A 15,803-nucleotide genomic window follows, 5' to 3' on the forward strand; every position below is an offset into this window, starting at 1 on the left:
CGCCACTACGACTATGACGCCTTCGGCAACCTGATCCGCGAACGGCGTGGCCGTGGGCACGCACTCGTCACCGAATACCGCTACGACTGCCAGCACCGGCTGATCGGCATCACCCAACCCAACGGCCAAACCGCCAGCTATCGCTATGACCCGTTTGGGCGGCGCATCAGCAAAACCGTGGACGGCATCACCACGGAGTTTTTCTGGCAAGGCGACAGGCTGATTGCCGAACACCATGCAGACCGCCATCGCAGCTATCTCTACGAACCCGACAGCTTTCGCCCGCTGGTTTTGTTGGAAGGCTTCGGCCCAAAAGACACCAAGCCCTATCACTACCAACTCGACCACCTCGGCACACCGCAGGAACTCACCGACCCCGACGGCGAAATCATCTGGTCCGCGCACTACCGCGCCTACGGCCAGATCAGCCGTCTCGACAAAGGCACAATCGACAACCCGCTACGTTTTCAGGGGCAGTACTTTGATCAGGAAAGCGGGCTGCACTACAACTGCCATCGCTACTACAATCCGGATATTGGGTGTTACCTGACGCCTGATCCGGTGAAGTTGGCGGGTGGGATCAACGCGTATCAGTACGTGCCCAATCCTACGGGGTGGATTGATCCGCTGGGCTTAAGCACCTGCCCTGGTGACGAATGCAAGCCTAACGCTCCTCCTATTTTTCCGAAGCCTAGCGTTAATGAAGGCGCGCCCGCTCTACCTCAACTGCCGAGCACTCAGCGACAGGCGAGAATAGATGAACTGACAGAGGTAAATGCAAAACAAAAAGTACTGGGTTGGGAACAGGAATACGATATGCACTCGGTTGAAAAGCATGGCCCAGAGATACCAGACAACGCTTTAAGGCAACGATCTATTGATGGAACGAATCCAACCACAGGGGAGAGGGAAACTATCAGTTCCAGCTCCCAATTTAAAACCTGGAGAATGCAGCTTCACGCTCTAAACAAAGCCATGGGTAGGATGCAAAGCAATTCACCATCTCCTACAGGTCTTGATGGAGCGGGTAACCCAGTAGTTATAGTCGAGCTACCCGGAGCTGGACGAGGCTACAAACCTAACCGGCGGGACGCAAACGATCCTAAGTACATTGAAAATATGGACAGAGCGGAGGTCAGATTTGATATAAACAATCCAACTCGGCCATTTACCGCATTCCCTAAGTGAGCAGAAAATGCTGAAATGCCCATTCATGAATACACCTTACATTCCTAACATTTCTCATATATTGGGAGCCTTATCGATATACGACCTTGAGGATACAGTTGGCAAAGAACTATGGAAGTACGACCCTAACAATGAGAAAGACAGAGAGATAATTATTATTTCTTTTGTCCTGAAGAAACTTATGCATTTGTCATACAGACATCGCTTCGTATTGATGTCTGCACTCCGAGATGTGCTAGACAAACCCGACTTTGACTTTTCGAAAGAATTCGAAAGCGATTACGACGAATACATAACTATGGCTTGGGACGAAACAGAAATCGCCGACCCTAGAGGCTTCTTCGCCGATATCTACCGTTTAGCCAATGAGGTCTGGAAAGACGACCTGCAAAAAGCCAGCCTCGAAGACCAGTCAACGTGGTAGCGCTACCATTCTCCCTGACACCCCAACGCCCCCTGTGGCGAGCGAGCTTGCTCGCGTGGGGCCGCGAAGCGGCCCCAGTCAAGGCAATACGGTGTTTCAGGTAGATTGGCGGTGTCTGGTTTAGGGCTGCTACGCAGCCCAACGCGAGCAAGCTCGCTCACCACAAGTGTTCGCTCACCAGGGGGGGGTTACGTTGCCCTTAGATCCCAGCCAACGCCAAGTCCATAGCAAAGTAAGTAAAGATCAAATCCGCCCCCGCACGCTTGATCGATCCCAACGTTTCCCGCACAACCCGATCCTCATCGATCGCTCCCGCCTGGGCGCCGAACTTGATCATCGCGTATTCGCCGCTGACCTGGTACGCCGCCACCGGCAGGCGCGAGGCTTCGCGGATGTCGCGGATGATGTCGAGGTAGGCACCGGCCGGCTTGACCATCAGTGCGTCCGCGCCTTCCTGTTCGTCCAGCAGCGATTCGCGCACGGCTTCGCGGCGGTTCATCGGGTTCATCTGGTAGCTTTTGCGGTCGCCCTTGAGCGCGCTGCCGCCGGCTTCGCGGAAGGGGCCGTAGAGGGCCGAGGCGAATTTGGTGGAGTAGGCCATGATCGGGATATGGGTGAAGCCGGCCTCATCCAGCGCACGGCGGATGGCCTGGACCTGGCCGTCCATGGCGGCCGAGGGGGCGATCACGTCGGCCCCGGCGCGGGCGGCGGCAACGGCTTGTCTGCCGAGGTTGACCAGGGTCGCGTCGTTGTCGACATGGGCACCGTGCATCACGCCGCAGTGGCCGTGGTCGGTGTATTCGCAGAAGCAGGTGTCGGACATTACGATCATGCCCGGCACCGCGTCCTTGATGATCGAGGACATCCGCGAGACCAGGCCGCGTTCCTTCCAGGTGTCGCTGCCGTTGGCGTCCAGGTGGTGGGACACGCCGAAGGTCATCACCGACTTGATACCGGCACGGGCATAGCGCTCGATCTCGGCAGCCAGCTTCTTTTCCGGGATGCGTTGCACGCCGGGCATGCTGGTGATCGGCACGAAGTCGTCGATGTCTTCTTCGACGAAAATCGGCAGCACCAGGTCGTTGAGGGTGAACTCGGTTTCCTGGAACAAGCTGCGCAGCTCCGGGGAGCGGCGCAGGCGGCGTGGACGGGCTTGGGGGAACTGGCTGGTCATGGCTGTCCTGAAAAAGTGGCGGGAAATCTTTGGGGCGAAAGCTTATGCCCCAAGGCCCCGGCAGCACAAATGCCCAGGGGCCAACAGTGTATTGCGGGGGTCGTAATAATGTATTGATCTAGAGCTGTAGTCGCCCGTCGATGCACACCGCGACAGCGCCACCGACCCAGATTTCATCACCCTGGCGTTCGACCCGAATCCGCCCCGCACGCCCCATGGCCGTGCCCTGGCTGACCACGTAGCACTCAGGTGCGAGTCCTTCGCTGAGCAGCCATTGCGCGACGCCGGCATTCAGGCTGCCGGTGGCCGGGTCTTCCTGGGCCCCGTCGCCTGCGACAAAGGCACGCACCTCAAACTGCGCGTCCACGTCGTCAGCCGGGTTGCAAGGCGCAATCACGCCGACGGCCAGTCCCAGCAGCTGCGAATAGTCCGGCTGCAAGGCCAGGACCTGATCACGGTCAGCCAGCATCACCGCGAGCCACCCCGCGCCATTGTCGACCCACTGGCTGCGCACAATGGCCCCCGGCACCAGGCCCAATCCCAGGCGAACGCGCTCCAGCAACGCGGAGTCCACAGCGCCGGCGCGCATCAACGGCGGTGCAATAAACGCCAGTTCATCGCCTTGACGCCGAATACGCACCAGGCCGATTTCACACTCCTGGATAATCTCCTCGCCTTGGGGCACCCCACCGGCCTTGAGCCACGCATGGCAACTGCCCAGCGTCGGGTGCCCGGCGAATGGCAGCTCCTGCAAGGTGGTAAAGATCCTCACCCGGTAGTCCGCCCGAGCATCGCGCGGTGTCAGCAAAAACGTGGTTTCACTGAGGTTTGTCCATTTGGCGAAGTCAGCCATCTGTTGGTCGCTGAGGCTGTCGGCACCCAGCACGACGGCCAGCGGATTGCCCTTGAGCGACACGCTGCTGAATACATCCAGTTGTTTGAAATCGAAAGTCGGCATGTGTCAGCTCGGAATATTCAGGCCACGGATGACCGCCGGCCGGGCGACAAAGCCGTCCAGCGCGCGCAGTACGTTAGGGAAGTCGGCAATGCCCACCAGATCGCCCGATTCATAGAAACCGATCAGGTTGCGAATCCAGGGGAAGGTGGCGATGTCGGCGATGCTGTAGTCGTCGCCCATGATCCAGGTGCGGCCGAGCAGGCGTTTTTCCAGCACGTCCAGCAGGCGACGGGATTCCGCGGCGTAACGGTCGCGGGGGCGCTTGTCTTCGTAGTCCTTGCCGGCAAACTTATTGAAGAAACCCAGTTGGCCAAACATCGGACCGATGCCCCCCATCTGGAACATCAGCCATTGAATCGTTTCATAACGTGTCGCCGGATCTTCGGAAAGCAACCGGCTGGATTTTTCCGCCAGGTAGATCAGGATTGCGCCTGACTCGAACAGCGCCAACGGCTGGCCCGCCGGGCCGTCGGGGTCGATGATCGCGGGAATTTTGTTGTTGGGGTTCAGGGACAGGAACTCGGGGGAAAACTGGTCCTGGGTCTCGAAACTGACCTTGTGCGCCTCATAAGGCAGGCCCAGCTCTTCGAGCATGATCGAGACTTTTACCCCGTTGGGCGTGGGCAACGAGTACAGTTGCAGGCGCTCCGGATGCCGGGCGGGCCATTTGCTGTTGATCGGGAACGCGGCGATCGGGTTCATCGGGAAACTCCCTGGCGGAAAGCCCCCATGATAATCATCTGACCCACGTCCTGCATGGGTCATCAATGCGCAACATCAGCGGGCTATTATCCCCCGTGGGCGAACCAATACGCCCGCGTGCACTCTTAAGTGCGCTCAAACGGTGAATGGAGGCACCTCGCTGTACCGACACGGAATACCCGCAGGACGCCCCAGGCGTCATTGGGGCCAGGCTTGTCCGCCTTAACGTGACGCACGAAGACTCGAACCCATAATGACGATCAAGCCTCTGCGCCTTGTGCAACGACTGCAACACTACGCCTACATCCTGTTACCCCTTTTGCTGGTGAGCGGCGCCATGGTTGCCGCCCTCGACGCCCGTGAAAGCCGCGCCCAACCGGTGGACGGCGTACAAACCCTGGTGTTCCTGCGCCACGCCGAGAAACCGGCCGGCGGTCTGGGCCAACTCAATTGCCAGGGGTTGAACCGAGCAATGAACCTGGCCACCCTGCTGCCGGAAAAATTCGGCAAGGCCAACTTCGTGTTTGCCGCCAACCCGACGCGCAATGTCGAGGAAGGTGAGCTGGACAATTCCTACAGCTATATTCGCCCGTTGATGACCATCAGCCCCAGCGCCATCAAGCTGGGCCTGCCGGTGAACATCAAGTTCTCGGCCAACGACACCAGCGACCTGGCCGACGAACTGGTGGAAGACAAATACCACAATGCCACCATCTACACCGCGTGGTCCCACGGCTACCTGCCGGAGTTGATCAACAAGGTGGCCAGTGAGGCCTCCGGCGAAAAACACACGATTACCGACGACTGGTCCGGCAGCGACTACGACACGCTGTACGTACTGACGCTGACCTGGCACAACGGCAAAGCCTCGCTGCTCAGCCGCAACTACAAGCAAGGCCTGAACGACGGTGAAGAAACCTGCCCGCAGCCAACACAGGTGAGTGCCGATAGCTGAGGGCGTATGATGCACCGCTATTGACTCATCTGCGGACCCTCCTCCATGCCCAACCTCGCCTCCACCCAGCCCGTCCGGGGCTGGTCGTTCTGGTGGAAACCTGCCCTGTTCCTACTGGTAGCCTGTGTCGGCCTCTACTACGTGAAGTGGTCGCCCTACTACTTCAAGGCGTTTGTTGCCGCTGACAACCACAGCATCGGCGCCTCGATCCTCAACGATCAACAAAGCTCGCCATTGGCAGCAGCGCTGGCCTACGCCCAGGTGTATTTCCTGGCGATCTGGAAGGCTGCCGTACTGGCGGTGATCCTCGGCTCGCTGCTGCAAGTGCTGATCCCCCGCGACTGGTTGCTGCGCCTGTTTGGCCGTGCCGGCCTCGGCTCGACCTTGCGCGGCGGGCTGTTTGCCTTGCCGGGGATGATGTGCAGTTGCTGCGCGGCGCCCGTCGCGGCAGGTATGCGCCGCCAGCAGGTGTCGGTGGGCGCGGCACTGGCCTTCTGGATTGCCAACCCGGTGCTGAACCCGGCCACGCTGGTGTTCATGGGCTTTGTGCTGGGCTGGGGCTTTACCGCCTTGCGGCTGGTGGCGGGCATTGTGCTGGTGGTCGGCGTGTCACTGGTGGCACAACGCATCGCACGGCCGGACCAGGTGCCGGAAGTTGCCTTGGACGCGGTGGCCGAGGCCAGCCAGGTCGAAGCACAACCCTTCTTCAGTCGCTGGCTGCGTACCCTGTGGCAGCTGTTCTGGAGCACCATACCGATCTATATCCTGGCGGTGCTGGTGCTCGGTGCCGCACGGGTGTGGCTGTTCCCCCACGTGGACGGCGCCATGGCCAACAGCCTGGTGTGGCTGGTGCCCCTGGCGATTGTCGGCACGCTGTTTGTAATCCCTACAGCGGCAGAAATCCCCATCGTACAAACCATGATGACCCTGGGCATGGGCACCGGCCCGGCCGTGGCCTTGCTGATGACCCTGCCCAGCGTGAGCCTGCCGTCGCTGTTGATGCTGCGCAAGGATTTCGATGCGCGGGTACTGGTGACGGTGGCCGGGCTGACCATGCTGGTGGGCGTGGTGTGCGGGTTGATCGGCGCGCTTATTCTCTGAGGGCGCGCTCGCGCAGATAGGCCGTGACTGCGCCCTGCTCTCCCGCAAACTCGATGCGTGCGCCTTTGCTTTCACGCTGGAAGGCGTACATCGGGTCGTAATACTCGCGCAACAGCCCCTCAATCCAGGCGCGATGCAGGTCCACGGCGCCGCTGCGCAGCTGTTCCGCCAGGGCATCCTGCATGATCGCCTGCAACCGCTGGAAGCGCTCGCCGCCCAGGCGCTTGTGGATATTGGCCAGGCTCTGGGTCAGGCGCTCGGCAAACAGCGCCTGGCCCTGCTCACCAAACACCGCGATGAATTCTGCGCACAGGTCAATCACGTAATCGCGCAGGATGCGCTCGACACGGCCTTCGACGCTGTCTTCCAGCCACACCATCGGAAAGGTCTGCATGCCCTTGTGCAACGGCAACGGCAGCGCGCAGCTGCCGATCATGCGGCTTTCATCCTCGACCACGAACTGCTCGATACCGCCCGCACGTTTTTTCAGCAGGTCCACCGCCAGGCGGTTTTCGAAGTCGATAGTGGAGGGTTGCGCCGTGGCGCGTTTGCCGAAGCTGGAACCGCGGTGGTTGGCATGGCCCTCCAGGTCCAGGGCGTTGCGCAACTGGCCCAGCACCTCGGTCTTGCCGGTACCGGTCATGCCGCCCAGCAGCACGAAATCACATTGAGCGGCCGCCTGGTCAAGGGTCTCCAGCAGGAAGGTCCGCATGGCCTTGTAGCCACCGCCGACCCGCGGGTACTCGATGCCGGCTTCGGTCTTCAACCATTGCTGCACGATCTGCGAACGCAGCCCGCCCCGGAAGCAATACAAGTAACCATCAGGATTGGCCTGGGCAAACCTTGCCCATTGTTCGATGCGTTCAGCCTTGATCGCCCCCGATACCAGCTCATGCCCCAGCACAATCGCGGCTTGCTGGCCCTGCTGCTTGTAGCAGGTGCCGACGCGTTGACGCTCGTCATCGGTCATCAGCGGCAGGTTGATCACGCCGGGGAACGCGCCCTTGGCGAATTCGACCGGCGCGCGGGTATCCATCATCGGCCGGTCGTTGAGGAAAATGTCGCGGTAATCGGTGATGTCAGTTGCCATCAAACCACCTCTACCGCGTGGGTCTGTCGCTCAACCAATTGGCCGATCGGCTCAAGGCTCAAGCCCAATTCAGCCGCCGTCGCGCGGAACTCGGCGTCGCCTTCAGGCGTGACCGCGATCAGCAGGCCACCGCTGGTCTGCGGGTCGCACAGCACGCGTTTGTGCAATTCCTGCAGACGCCCGACCTTGCTCGAGTAGCTGTCGAAGTTGCGCAAGGTGCCACCCGGCATGCAGCCCTGGTCCAGGTAGTCCTCGATCCCGGGCAGACGTGGGACTTTGTCGTATTCGATGCGTGCGGTCACGGCGCTGCCGTCCGCCATCTCCACCAAATGGCCCAACAGACCGAAACCGGTGACATCCGTCATTGCCGTCACACCGGCCAGCTTGCCGAAACGGCTGCCGGGTTTGTTGAGGGTGCACATCCAGTCACGGGCCAGGCCGATATCCGCCTCACGCAACTTGCCCTTCTTTTCGGCGGTGGTGAGGATGCCGATGCCCAACGGTTTGGTCAGGTACAGGCGGCAGCCCACGGTGGCGGTGTCGTTGCGCTTCATATGGCGCTTTTGCACGATGCCGGTGACGGCCAGGCCGAAGATCGGCTCGGGCGCGTCAATGGAGTGCCCGCCCGCCAACGGAATACCGGCTTCGTCGCACACCGAGCGGCCGCCACGGATCACTTCACGGGCGATCTCCGGCGCCAGCACGTTCACCGGCCAGCCAAGAATGGCGATGGCCATCAACGGGTCGCCGCCCATGGCGTAGATGTCACTGATGGCATTGGTGGCGGCGATGCGGCCGAAATCGAAGGGATCATCGACAATCGGCATGAAAAAGTCAGTGGTAGAGACCACGCCGCGCTCATCGTCGATGGCATACACCGCCGCGTCGTCGCGGGAGGCGTTGCCCACCCACAGGTTGGGGTCAAGGTTCTGCGCGCCGCTGCCCGCCAGGATCACTTCCAGCACCTGGGGCGAAATCTTGCAGCCACAACCCGCGCCATGGCTGTACTGGGTAAGGCGAATCGGCTCGTTCATGGTGGACCTCAAGCTATCAAGTGGGCGGATTCTAACAGACAGCAAAAGGCCGGCAGGGCTCTTGTGAGCACAGCCGGCCTTTGGGGTTGCAGCGTTACTGCCGGGCAGCGAGCAGACGCTTGTGACGGTTGCGCCGAGCGATGTTCAGGCACTCGATGGCCGCCGAGAAGGCCATGGCCGCGTACACGTAGCCTTTAGGCACATGGGCGCCGAAGCCTTCGGCGATCAGCGTCATGCCGATCATGATCAGGAAGCCCAGGGCCAGCATCACCACGGTCGGGTTGTCGTTGATGAACTTGGCCAACGGCTCGGCCGCCACCAGCATCACGATCACCGAGGTCACCACGGCGATGATCATGATCGGCAAGTGCTCGGTCATGCCCACGGCGGTAATGATGCTGTCGATGGAGAACACCAGGTCAAGCAACAGGATCTGCCCGATGGCCGCAGCAAAGCCGATGGCCACGACATTGCCAGCGCTGGCTTTCTCTTCAGGCTCCGGGTCCATGCTGTGATGGATCTCGGTGGTGGCCTTCCAGACCAGGAACAGGCCACCGGCGATCAGGATCATGTCCTTCCACGAGAACGCCTGGCCGAGCACTTCGAACACCGGCGTAGTCAATTGCACGATAAACGCAATGGTGCTCAACAGGCCAAGGCGCAACACCAGTGCCATGCTGATACCGATGCGTCGCGCCTTGGCCCGATGTTTCTCCGGCAATTTGTTGGTGAGGATCGAGATAAAGATCAGGTTATCGATGCCCAGCACGATTTCCATCACGATCAAGGTGGCCAGGGCAATCCAGGCGGTAGGGCTGGCGGCCAGTTGTAAAAGGTAATCCATAGGTCAGTCCTGACGTTGTGCTGGGGAGATTAGGTTTCTTTGGTGTTCGATTCAGACTCGTTTTCTTCCTGATCATCCTTTTTTTGTGGATTGATCAGGCCATTTGTCGCTTCACTCAACGCCTGCTCGGCAGCTTTCTGGGTGTCATCGATGGCTTGCTTGGCCGACTCGGTGGCCTTGCCCATGACCTGTTGCGCGCTTTTTTCGACCTGATCGCAACCGCTGATCATCACCAATGAAAGCGCAAGCAACGATGCCGCGCCCAGGGAATTGAGTTTCATGATGTCTTCCTCGTTAGAACCATTGGGTCCAAATAGTGGCCCCGCGATAGCGAGGCATTCTATGCAGGCAAACAGTTCAGGAAAATTCGTATTTTTCTCGCGTATACTTCGGTTTTTACGAAGTGATGATCATCATGCTCAATTACCGACAGTTGCATTACTTCTGGGTAGTGGCCAAGACCGGCAGCATCGTGCGCGCCTGTGAGCAACTGAACCTCACGCCCCAGACCATCAGCGGGCAGATCAGCCTGCTGGAGCAAACCTACGGGATTGCGCTGTTTCAGCGGGTAGGCCGCCAGCTTGAACTCACCGAAGCCGGGCGCCAGGCCCTGCCCTATGCCGAACAGATGTTCCAGACCGGCAATGAACTGGAGGCGATGCTGCGCGCGCAGCCCAATGAGCAACAGATCCTGTTTCGGGTCGGGGTGGCGGATGTGGTGCCCAAGTCCATCGTGTACCGGCTGATCGCGCCGACCATGGAATTGAGCGAGCCCCTGCGCATTACCTGCCGTGAAGACAAACTCGAGCGTTTATTGGCCGACCTGGCGATCCAGCGCCTGGACCTGGTGATCTCCGACAGCCCCATGCCCTCGCACCTGGATATCAAGGGCTACAGCCAGAAACTGGGGGAATGTGGGATCAGTTTTTTCGCCACCCAGGCATTGGCTGACAGGTACGCCGGTGACTTCCCACAGTGCCTGCACGGCGCGCCCCTGTTGATCCCCGGCGCGGAAACCGTAGTGCGCAGCCGTTTGCAGCGCTGGTTTGCCGAGCAGCAGATCCTGCCCAGGATCATCGGCGAGTTCGATGACAGCGCCTTGATGCAGGCCTTTGGCCAATCCGGCAGCGGGATCTTTATCGCGCCCAGCGTGATCGCCGATGAAGTAGTGAGCCAGTACGGGGTGGCGTTGATTGGCCAGACCGATGCCGTCACCGAGTCGTTCTACGCGATCTCGGTGGAACGCAAGGTCAAGCACCCCGGCATCGTGGCGATTACCGAAGGTGCACGGCGTGAGTTGTTTACCGCCCTGCCCTGAGCGTTCAGGCGTTGGACGCGACCGCTGGCCTGGCGGTCATCAGCCACAGCGCCAGCAGCATCGACACCAGGATAAACCCGGAAGCGGCAAAGCCCAGGCTGCCGAGGCCGAGGGTGTCGATCACATGCCCGCCGACCATGGCCCCCAGGCCAATGCCCAGGTTGGCCCCGGCGATATTCAACGACGCCGCAAACGCCGGCGCATGGGGTGCGGCCTTCATCAACCGCACATGGCTGACCAGGAACAGCGCCGCCTGGGTCACGCCCCACACCGCCATCGCCGCCGCCAGGCCGACCGTGGAGTGGATCGCCGGTACCAGCGCGACCATGCCGGCGATCATGAAACCGCAGAACACCATGGAAGCGATCAGCGGGTGACGGTCCACCGCACGCCCGCCCAGGGAGTTGCCGATCAGCCCCACTGCGCCAAAGCCCATCAGGCACCAGCCCACCAGCGTGCCGTCGAAACCGGCCAGGCGCTCAAGGATGTCCGCCAGGTAGGTATACGCCGTGAACATGCCGCTGAATACCAGGACCGACAACAGGATATGGCCTTGCATCAGCGGGTTGCGCAGGATCTTGAACTGCGAGCGCAACGACACCTGGTCGTTCTTCGGTTGGGTCACCGGCAGGTAGATAAACAGCAGCAAGGCCTTGGCCAGTGCGACCACGGCGAGGATCGCAAACGCGGCGCGCCAGCCGAACATATCGGAAATCAGCGTGCCCACTGGAATCCCGAACACCGTGGCGCAGACGATGCCGAAGCCGATCTTTTCGATGGCGCGCCCGGCGTATTCGGGGCCGACGATATCCACTGCGGTTTCACTGGCCAGGGCCCAGAACACCGGCAGGCCCAGGGCCGGGATCAAGCGCGCCAATGCCATCACCCAGATATTCGGCGCCAATGCGGCCACGGTATTGGCCACGCCGAACAGGAGCAGGATGCTGATAAACAGACGCTTGCGGGGGAAACGGGCGCAGTAAGCCGTCAGAAACGGACCAAAGGCCGCCACGGTAAACGCAAACAAGGTCACCAGCAGGCCGGCCTGGGACACGCTGACGTTGAGGTCCCGGGCAATGGACGGCAACAGGCCGACGATAACGAATTCTGTGGTCAGCACGGTAAAACCGGCGGCCGACAGCAGCAGGATGGGAAACAGCATGAAAACTCCAGAAACGGCGACATCAACGACAGCCCGAAGGGCCCGCTGACGGAGAGGAAAGGTGAGAGGGCAGAATCTTAACAGAGTATGTCCGGCTTTTGCGAAGCCCCGGCGACCCAATGCCGCAGCGGCCGGGACAGGTCCAGCGGCATGCTAGACTTCGCGCCCTGCTTCCTACAGCCCTTTCCGCCTGCATTGCTGTGCCCTTAAAAAAACTAGAGACAACCTTCATATGACTGCTGCCCCTTCCCTTTTCCAACGCCTGGCCCGCATCAGCCTGGTCACGCAAATCGTCATCGGCTTGATCGCCGGCATCCTGCTGGCCCTGCTCTTGCCGGAGGCGGCCAAGGCCACCGGGTTTATCGGCAAGGTATTTGTTGCCGCGCTCAAGGCCGTGGCGCCGATCCTGGTGTTTGTGCTGGTGATGGCGTCGATCGCCAACCATAAACACGGCCAGGAAACCCATATCAAGCCGATCCTGTTCCTGTACCTGCTGGGCACCTTTGCCGCCGCCGTGGTGGCGGTGATTGCCAGCATGTGGTTTCCCTCATCGCTGGTGCTCGCTACCCATGACGCCACCGTGAGCGCTCCCGGCGGCATCGGCGAGGTCTTGCAAAGCCTGCTGTTGAGCGTGGTGGACAACCCCATCAGCGCACTGATGAACGCCAACTTCATCGGCATCCTGGCCTGGGCCATCGGCATGGGCATTGCCATTCGCCATGCCGGCGAAACCACCCGCACGGTGCTCGACGACCTGTCCAACGGTGTGACCCTGATCGTGCGCGTGGTGATCCGCTTCGCCCCGCTGGGTATCTTCGGCCTGGTGGCCTCGACACTCGCCACTTCGGGCTTCGGCGCCCTGCTCGGCTACGCCCACCTGCTGGTGGTGCTGATCGGCTGCATGCTGTTCGTGGCACTGGTGGTCAACCCGGCCATCGTGTTCTGGAAACTGCGCCGCAACCCGTTCCCGCTGGTGCTGATGTGCCTGCGCGAAAGCGGCATCACCGCGTTTTTCACCCGCAGCTCCGCAGCGAATATCCCGGTGAACCTGGCCTTGAGCAAACGCCTGGGCCTGCATGAAGACACCTACTCGGTGTCGATTCCACTGGGTGCCACGATCAACATGGCCGGTGCTGCGATCACCATCACCGTGTTGACCCTGGCGGCCGTGCATACCCTCGGCATTGCCGTGGACCTGCCGACCGCCGTGCTGCTCAGCGTGGTCGCGGCGATCTGTGCCTGCGGCGCGTCGGGTGTGGCCGGCGGCTCGCTGCTGCTGATTCCCCTGGCATGCAGCCTGTTCGGTATCCCCAGCGAAATCGCCATGCAGGTGGTGGCCGTAGGCTTCATCATCGGCGTGTTGCAGGATTCGGCGGAAACCGCGCTCAATTCGTCCACCGATGTGCTGTTTACCGCGGCCGCGTGCCTGGGCAAGGAAGAGCAGTCGGCTTAAGCGCCAGGCGTAAAAAAGCCCGGGGTGGTTCAGGAATGAACCACCCCGGGCTTTTTTTCGAGCCTTAGAAAGCGCCCATGTAGTCACGCTTGCCCACTTCCACACCGTTGTGACGCAGCAAGGCGTATGCGGTGGTGACGTGGAAGAAGAACTGCGGCAGGCCGTAGGTCAGCAGGTAGGACTGGCCGCTGAAGCGCTTCTCTTTCGGCGTGCCTGGGCGGGTGATGATCTCGATGCCTTCCTTGCCGTCGACTTGCTCGGGCTTGATGGTGTCGACAAACGCCAGCACCTTGGCGATCAGCGCTTGCAGGTCGGCGAAGGTGACTTCGGTATCTTCGTATTTCGGCACTTCGATCTCAGCCAGGCGTGCGGAAACGCCCTTGGCGAAGTCGACGGCGATCTGCACCTGGCGCACCAGTTGGAACATGTCCGGGAACAGGCGTGCTTGCAGCAAGGCGTTGGGTTCGATGTTCCTGGCGGTGGCGTGGGCTTCGGCTTTGTTCAGCACATCGCTCAGGGCGCTGAGCATTTGCTTGAAGACGGGGATGGAGGCGGCGTACAGGGAAATAGTCATGGCAGTCTCATGGGTAATGGCAGGGTTGGAACCAGCGGCGATTATAGACACGCCAGGCGCTTGTCTTTTATTTTTTCCGGCTTAGGCTAGGCGGGGGCGTTCTCAATTAGTTTCCCCGCCGCGCTGGGGAAACTAATTGAGAGCGCTCCCATTCACAGCATAGGGAAAGCGCGATGACCGCCGAGCACGACACCGACACCCCTGAGCCGCGCCTGAACAGCACGGAAATTCGCGTCCTGGGTTGCCTGATCGAAAAACAGGCGACCAACCCGGAAACCTATCCCCTGACCCTCAACGCCCTGGTCCTGGCCTGCAACCAGAAGACCAGCCGCGAGCCGGTGATGAACCTGAGCCAGGGCCAGGTTGGCCAGAGTCTGCGTGCGCTGGAAGGCCAAGGCTTCACGCGCCTGGTGATGGGCAGCCGCGCCGACCGCTGGGAGCATCGCGTGGACAAGGCGCTGGAACTGGTGCCGGCCCAGGTGATCCTGACCGGGCTGATGTTCTTGCGTGGGCCGCAGACGGTCAACGAACTGCTGACCCGCAGCGGGCGCATGCATGACTTCGAGGATGCCGAGCAGGTGGTGCACCAGTTGGAGCGCCTGATCGCCCGCGGGCTGGCGCTGCTGGTGCCGCGCCAGGCAGGGCAGCGGGAAGATCGTTATACCCATGCGCTGGGGGATCCGGCGGACATCGAGGTGATTATCGCGGCGCGGGGAAGCCCGGTGGAGCGCTCTGCCGGCGCAGTCTCGCTGGATCGTATCGAAGAGCTTGAAGCACGAATTGCAGCTCTGGAAGAGCGATTGGCGCAGCTGGAACAGGCCTGACACGGTCAACCAGTGTGGGAGGGGCTTGCTCCCTCCCACATTTAGAGCAGCAGCGGCCTTCAGTTGCGGGCGAAGGCTACGGCCGCCTGGAACTGTTCATCCGTAGGCCGCACGCCGGTGTACAGCACGAATTGCTCCAACGCCTGGATCGCAATCACCTCCAGCCCAGTGATCACCCGCTTGCCTTTGGCCCGTCCACGCACGATCAGCGGCGTTTCGGCGGGAATCGCCACCACATCGAAGACAGTGTCCGCGGCATCCACGGCATCCGCGTCGAACGCCAGGGCATCCGCCTCGGCCCCGCCGGTCATGCCGATGGGGGTGACGTTGATCAGCATCTGTGGGCGCAAATCGCCCAGTTCCGCCTGCCACTCATACCCCAGGTTGTGCGCCAGCGCCCGGCCTGCCGCTTCGTTACGCGCCACGATCACACCATTGGCGTAACCGCCATCCCGCAAGGCGCTCGCCACGGCCTTGGCCATACCGCCGCTGCCACGCAGGGCGAAGGTCGAATCCTGCGGCACGGCGTGTGTCTTGAGCAATTGTTCGACGGCGATGTAGTCGGTGTTGTAGGCCTTGAGATGGCCATTGGTATTGACGATGGTATTCAGGGAGTCAATGGCTTGAACCGAATCGTCCAGTTCGTCCACTAAGGCAATGGCGGCCTCCTTGAAGGGCATGGACACCCCGCAACCCCGGATGCCCAACGCGCGGATACCACCTATCGCGCCGGGTAAATCCTGGCTGCTGAAGGCTTTATAGTAGAAGTTCAGCCCCAGCTGTTCGTACAGGTGGTTATGAAAACGCAAGCCAAAATTCCCAGGGCGGGCCGACAGCGACATGCACAGTTGGGTGTCCTTGTTGGGGTGCATCTGCATGGATAACTCCTTTGAGTAAGCAAATCGGTACAGACCTTACACAACCTTTACCTAGCGGCCGTGCTGTTTTTCAGAAATACGTTGTCTTAAAAGTATCCCCGCGACATTACTTGAGTCTATTGAT

General features: G+C 60.8%; 17 protein-coding genes. 7 read left to right on the top strand and 10 right to left on the bottom strand.

Annotated features, from left to right (window positions below):
- Together C8K58_RS29150 and C8K58_RS29155 are read left to right on the top strand one after the other, a co-directional pair.
- Nucleotides 1–1,188 (top strand): RHS repeat domain-containing protein (locus C8K58_RS29150; protein ID WP_146188257.1); only part of this gene is annotated, 1,188 nt, incomplete at its 5' end.
- A gap of 25 nt (nucleotides 1,189–1,213) precedes the next feature.
- Nucleotides 1,214–1,612: a hypothetical protein gene (locus tag C8K58_RS29155; RefSeq protein ID WP_315899086.1), complete on the top strand. Its 399-nt coding sequence runs from the start codon at nucleotides 1,214–1,216 to the stop codon at nucleotides 1,610–1,612.
- A 199-nt stretch (nucleotides 1,613–1,811) separates the two neighbouring features.
- Here the strand turns inward: C8K58_RS29155 and hemB are convergent, their stop codons facing one another.
- From hemB to C8K58_RS29170, 3 genes are all read right to left on the bottom strand, one after another.
- Nucleotides 1,812–2,786 (bottom strand): porphobilinogen synthase, encoded by a 975-nt coding sequence (gene hemB / locus C8K58_RS29160; RefSeq protein WP_108574779.1) that lies wholly within the window; start codon nucleotides 2,784–2,786, stop codon nucleotides 1,812–1,814.
- 118 nt (nucleotides 2,787–2,904) lie between these two features.
- Nucleotides 2,905–3,744: a PhzF family phenazine biosynthesis protein gene (locus C8K58_RS29165; RefSeq protein WP_108574780.1), complete on the bottom strand. Its 840-nt coding sequence runs from the start codon at nucleotides 3,742–3,744 to the stop codon at nucleotides 2,905–2,907.
- A gap of 3 nt (nucleotides 3,745–3,747) precedes the next feature.
- Nucleotides 3,748–4,446, bottom strand: coding sequence for a glutathione S-transferase N-terminal domain-containing protein (locus C8K58_RS29170; RefSeq protein WP_108574781.1), 699 nt, complete (start codon nucleotides 4,444–4,446; stop codon nucleotides 3,748–3,750).
- A gap of 253 nt (nucleotides 4,447–4,699) precedes the next feature.
- On the opposite strand from C8K58_RS29170, the gene C8K58_RS29175 reads away from it, so the two are divergent.
- Together C8K58_RS29175 and C8K58_RS29180 are read left to right on the top strand one after the other, a co-directional pair.
- Nucleotides 4,700–5,401, top strand: coding sequence for a hypothetical protein (locus C8K58_RS29175; protein ID WP_027603165.1), 702 nt, complete (start codon nucleotides 4,700–4,702; stop codon nucleotides 5,399–5,401).
- Nucleotides 5,402–5,446: 45 nt separating this feature from the next.
- The gene (locus C8K58_RS29180; RefSeq protein WP_027603164.1) at nucleotides 5,447–6,502 is read left to right on the top strand and encodes a permease; all 1,056 of its coding nucleotides are present in this window, start codon (nucleotides 5,447–5,449) and stop codon (nucleotides 6,500–6,502) included.
- On the opposite strand, the gene mnmH is transcribed toward C8K58_RS29180, so the two are convergent.
- The 4 genes from mnmH to C8K58_RS29200 form a co-directional block, all read right to left on the bottom strand.
- A complete protein-coding gene (gene mnmH / locus C8K58_RS29185; RefSeq protein WP_108574782.1) occupies nucleotides 6,492–7,592 on the bottom strand; it encodes a tRNA 2-selenouridine(34) synthase MnmH in 1,101 nt (366 codons plus the stop codon). The genes C8K58_RS29180 and mnmH overlap by 11 nt on opposite strands.
- Nucleotides 7,592–8,626 carry a selenide, water dikinase SelD gene (gene selD / locus C8K58_RS29190; protein ID WP_027603162.1) on the bottom strand — a complete coding sequence of 345 codons (1,035 nt, stop codon included), beginning with the start codon at nucleotides 8,624–8,626 and terminating at the stop codon, nucleotides 7,592–7,594. The genes mnmH and selD overlap by 1 nt, the downstream gene beginning before the upstream one ends.
- Nucleotides 8,627–8,720: 94 nt before the next feature.
- Nucleotides 8,721–9,470 carry a TerC family protein gene (locus C8K58_RS29195; RefSeq protein ID WP_027603161.1) on the bottom strand — a complete coding sequence of 250 codons (750 nt, stop codon included), beginning with the start codon at nucleotides 9,468–9,470 and terminating at the stop codon, nucleotides 8,721–8,723.
- 29 nt (nucleotides 9,471–9,499) lie between these two features.
- Nucleotides 9,500–9,751, bottom strand: a complete 252-nt coding sequence (locus tag C8K58_RS29200) for a hypothetical protein (RefSeq protein WP_027603160.1) — start codon at nucleotides 9,749–9,751, stop codon at nucleotides 9,500–9,502.
- A gap of 134 nt (nucleotides 9,752–9,885) precedes the next feature.
- Between C8K58_RS29200 and nhaR the strand changes: the two genes are divergently transcribed.
- Nucleotides 9,886–10,788, top strand: a complete 903-nt coding sequence (nhaR, locus tag C8K58_RS29205) for a transcriptional activator NhaR (RefSeq protein WP_027603159.1) — start codon at nucleotides 9,886–9,888, stop codon at nucleotides 10,786–10,788.
- 4 nt (nucleotides 10,789–10,792) lie between these two features.
- On the opposite strand, the gene C8K58_RS29210 is transcribed toward nhaR, so the two are convergent.
- Nucleotides 10,793–11,950, bottom strand: coding sequence for an MFS transporter (locus C8K58_RS29210; RefSeq protein ID WP_027603158.1), 1,158 nt, complete (start codon nucleotides 11,948–11,950; stop codon nucleotides 10,793–10,795).
- Nucleotides 11,951–12,182: 232 nt separating this feature from the next.
- Between C8K58_RS29210 and sstT the strand changes: the two genes are divergently transcribed.
- On the top strand, nucleotides 12,183–13,403 hold the full coding sequence (gene sstT / locus C8K58_RS29215) for a serine/threonine transporter SstT (protein ID WP_027603157.1): 1,221 nt from the start codon (nucleotides 12,183–12,185) through the stop codon (nucleotides 13,401–13,403).
- 64 nt (nucleotides 13,404–13,467) lie between these two features.
- On the opposite strand, the gene C8K58_RS29220 is transcribed toward sstT, so the two are convergent.
- Nucleotides 13,468–13,977, bottom strand: coding sequence for a DUF1993 family protein (locus C8K58_RS29220; protein WP_027603156.1), 510 nt, complete (start codon nucleotides 13,975–13,977; stop codon nucleotides 13,468–13,470).
- A gap of 173 nt (nucleotides 13,978–14,150) precedes the next feature.
- On the opposite strand from C8K58_RS29220, the gene C8K58_RS29225 reads away from it, so the two are divergent.
- Nucleotides 14,151–14,801, top strand: coding sequence for a YceH family protein (locus C8K58_RS29225; protein ID WP_027603155.1), 651 nt, complete (start codon nucleotides 14,151–14,153; stop codon nucleotides 14,799–14,801).
- A 59-nt stretch (nucleotides 14,802–14,860) separates the two neighbouring features.
- Here C8K58_RS29225 and C8K58_RS29230 read toward each other — a convergent pair whose 3' ends face one another.
- Complete coding sequence (locus C8K58_RS29230) at nucleotides 14,861–15,679, bottom strand: shikimate 5-dehydrogenase (protein ID WP_108574783.1); 819 nt, start codon at nucleotides 15,677–15,679, stop codon at nucleotides 14,861–14,863.
- Between the last annotated feature and the right edge of the window lie 124 nt (nucleotides 15,680–15,803).

The organism is Pseudomonas sp. GV047 (assembly GCF_003058245.1).
Lineage (GTDB): Bacteria > Pseudomonadota > Gammaproteobacteria > Pseudomonadales > Pseudomonadaceae > Aquipseudomonas > Aquipseudomonas marginalis.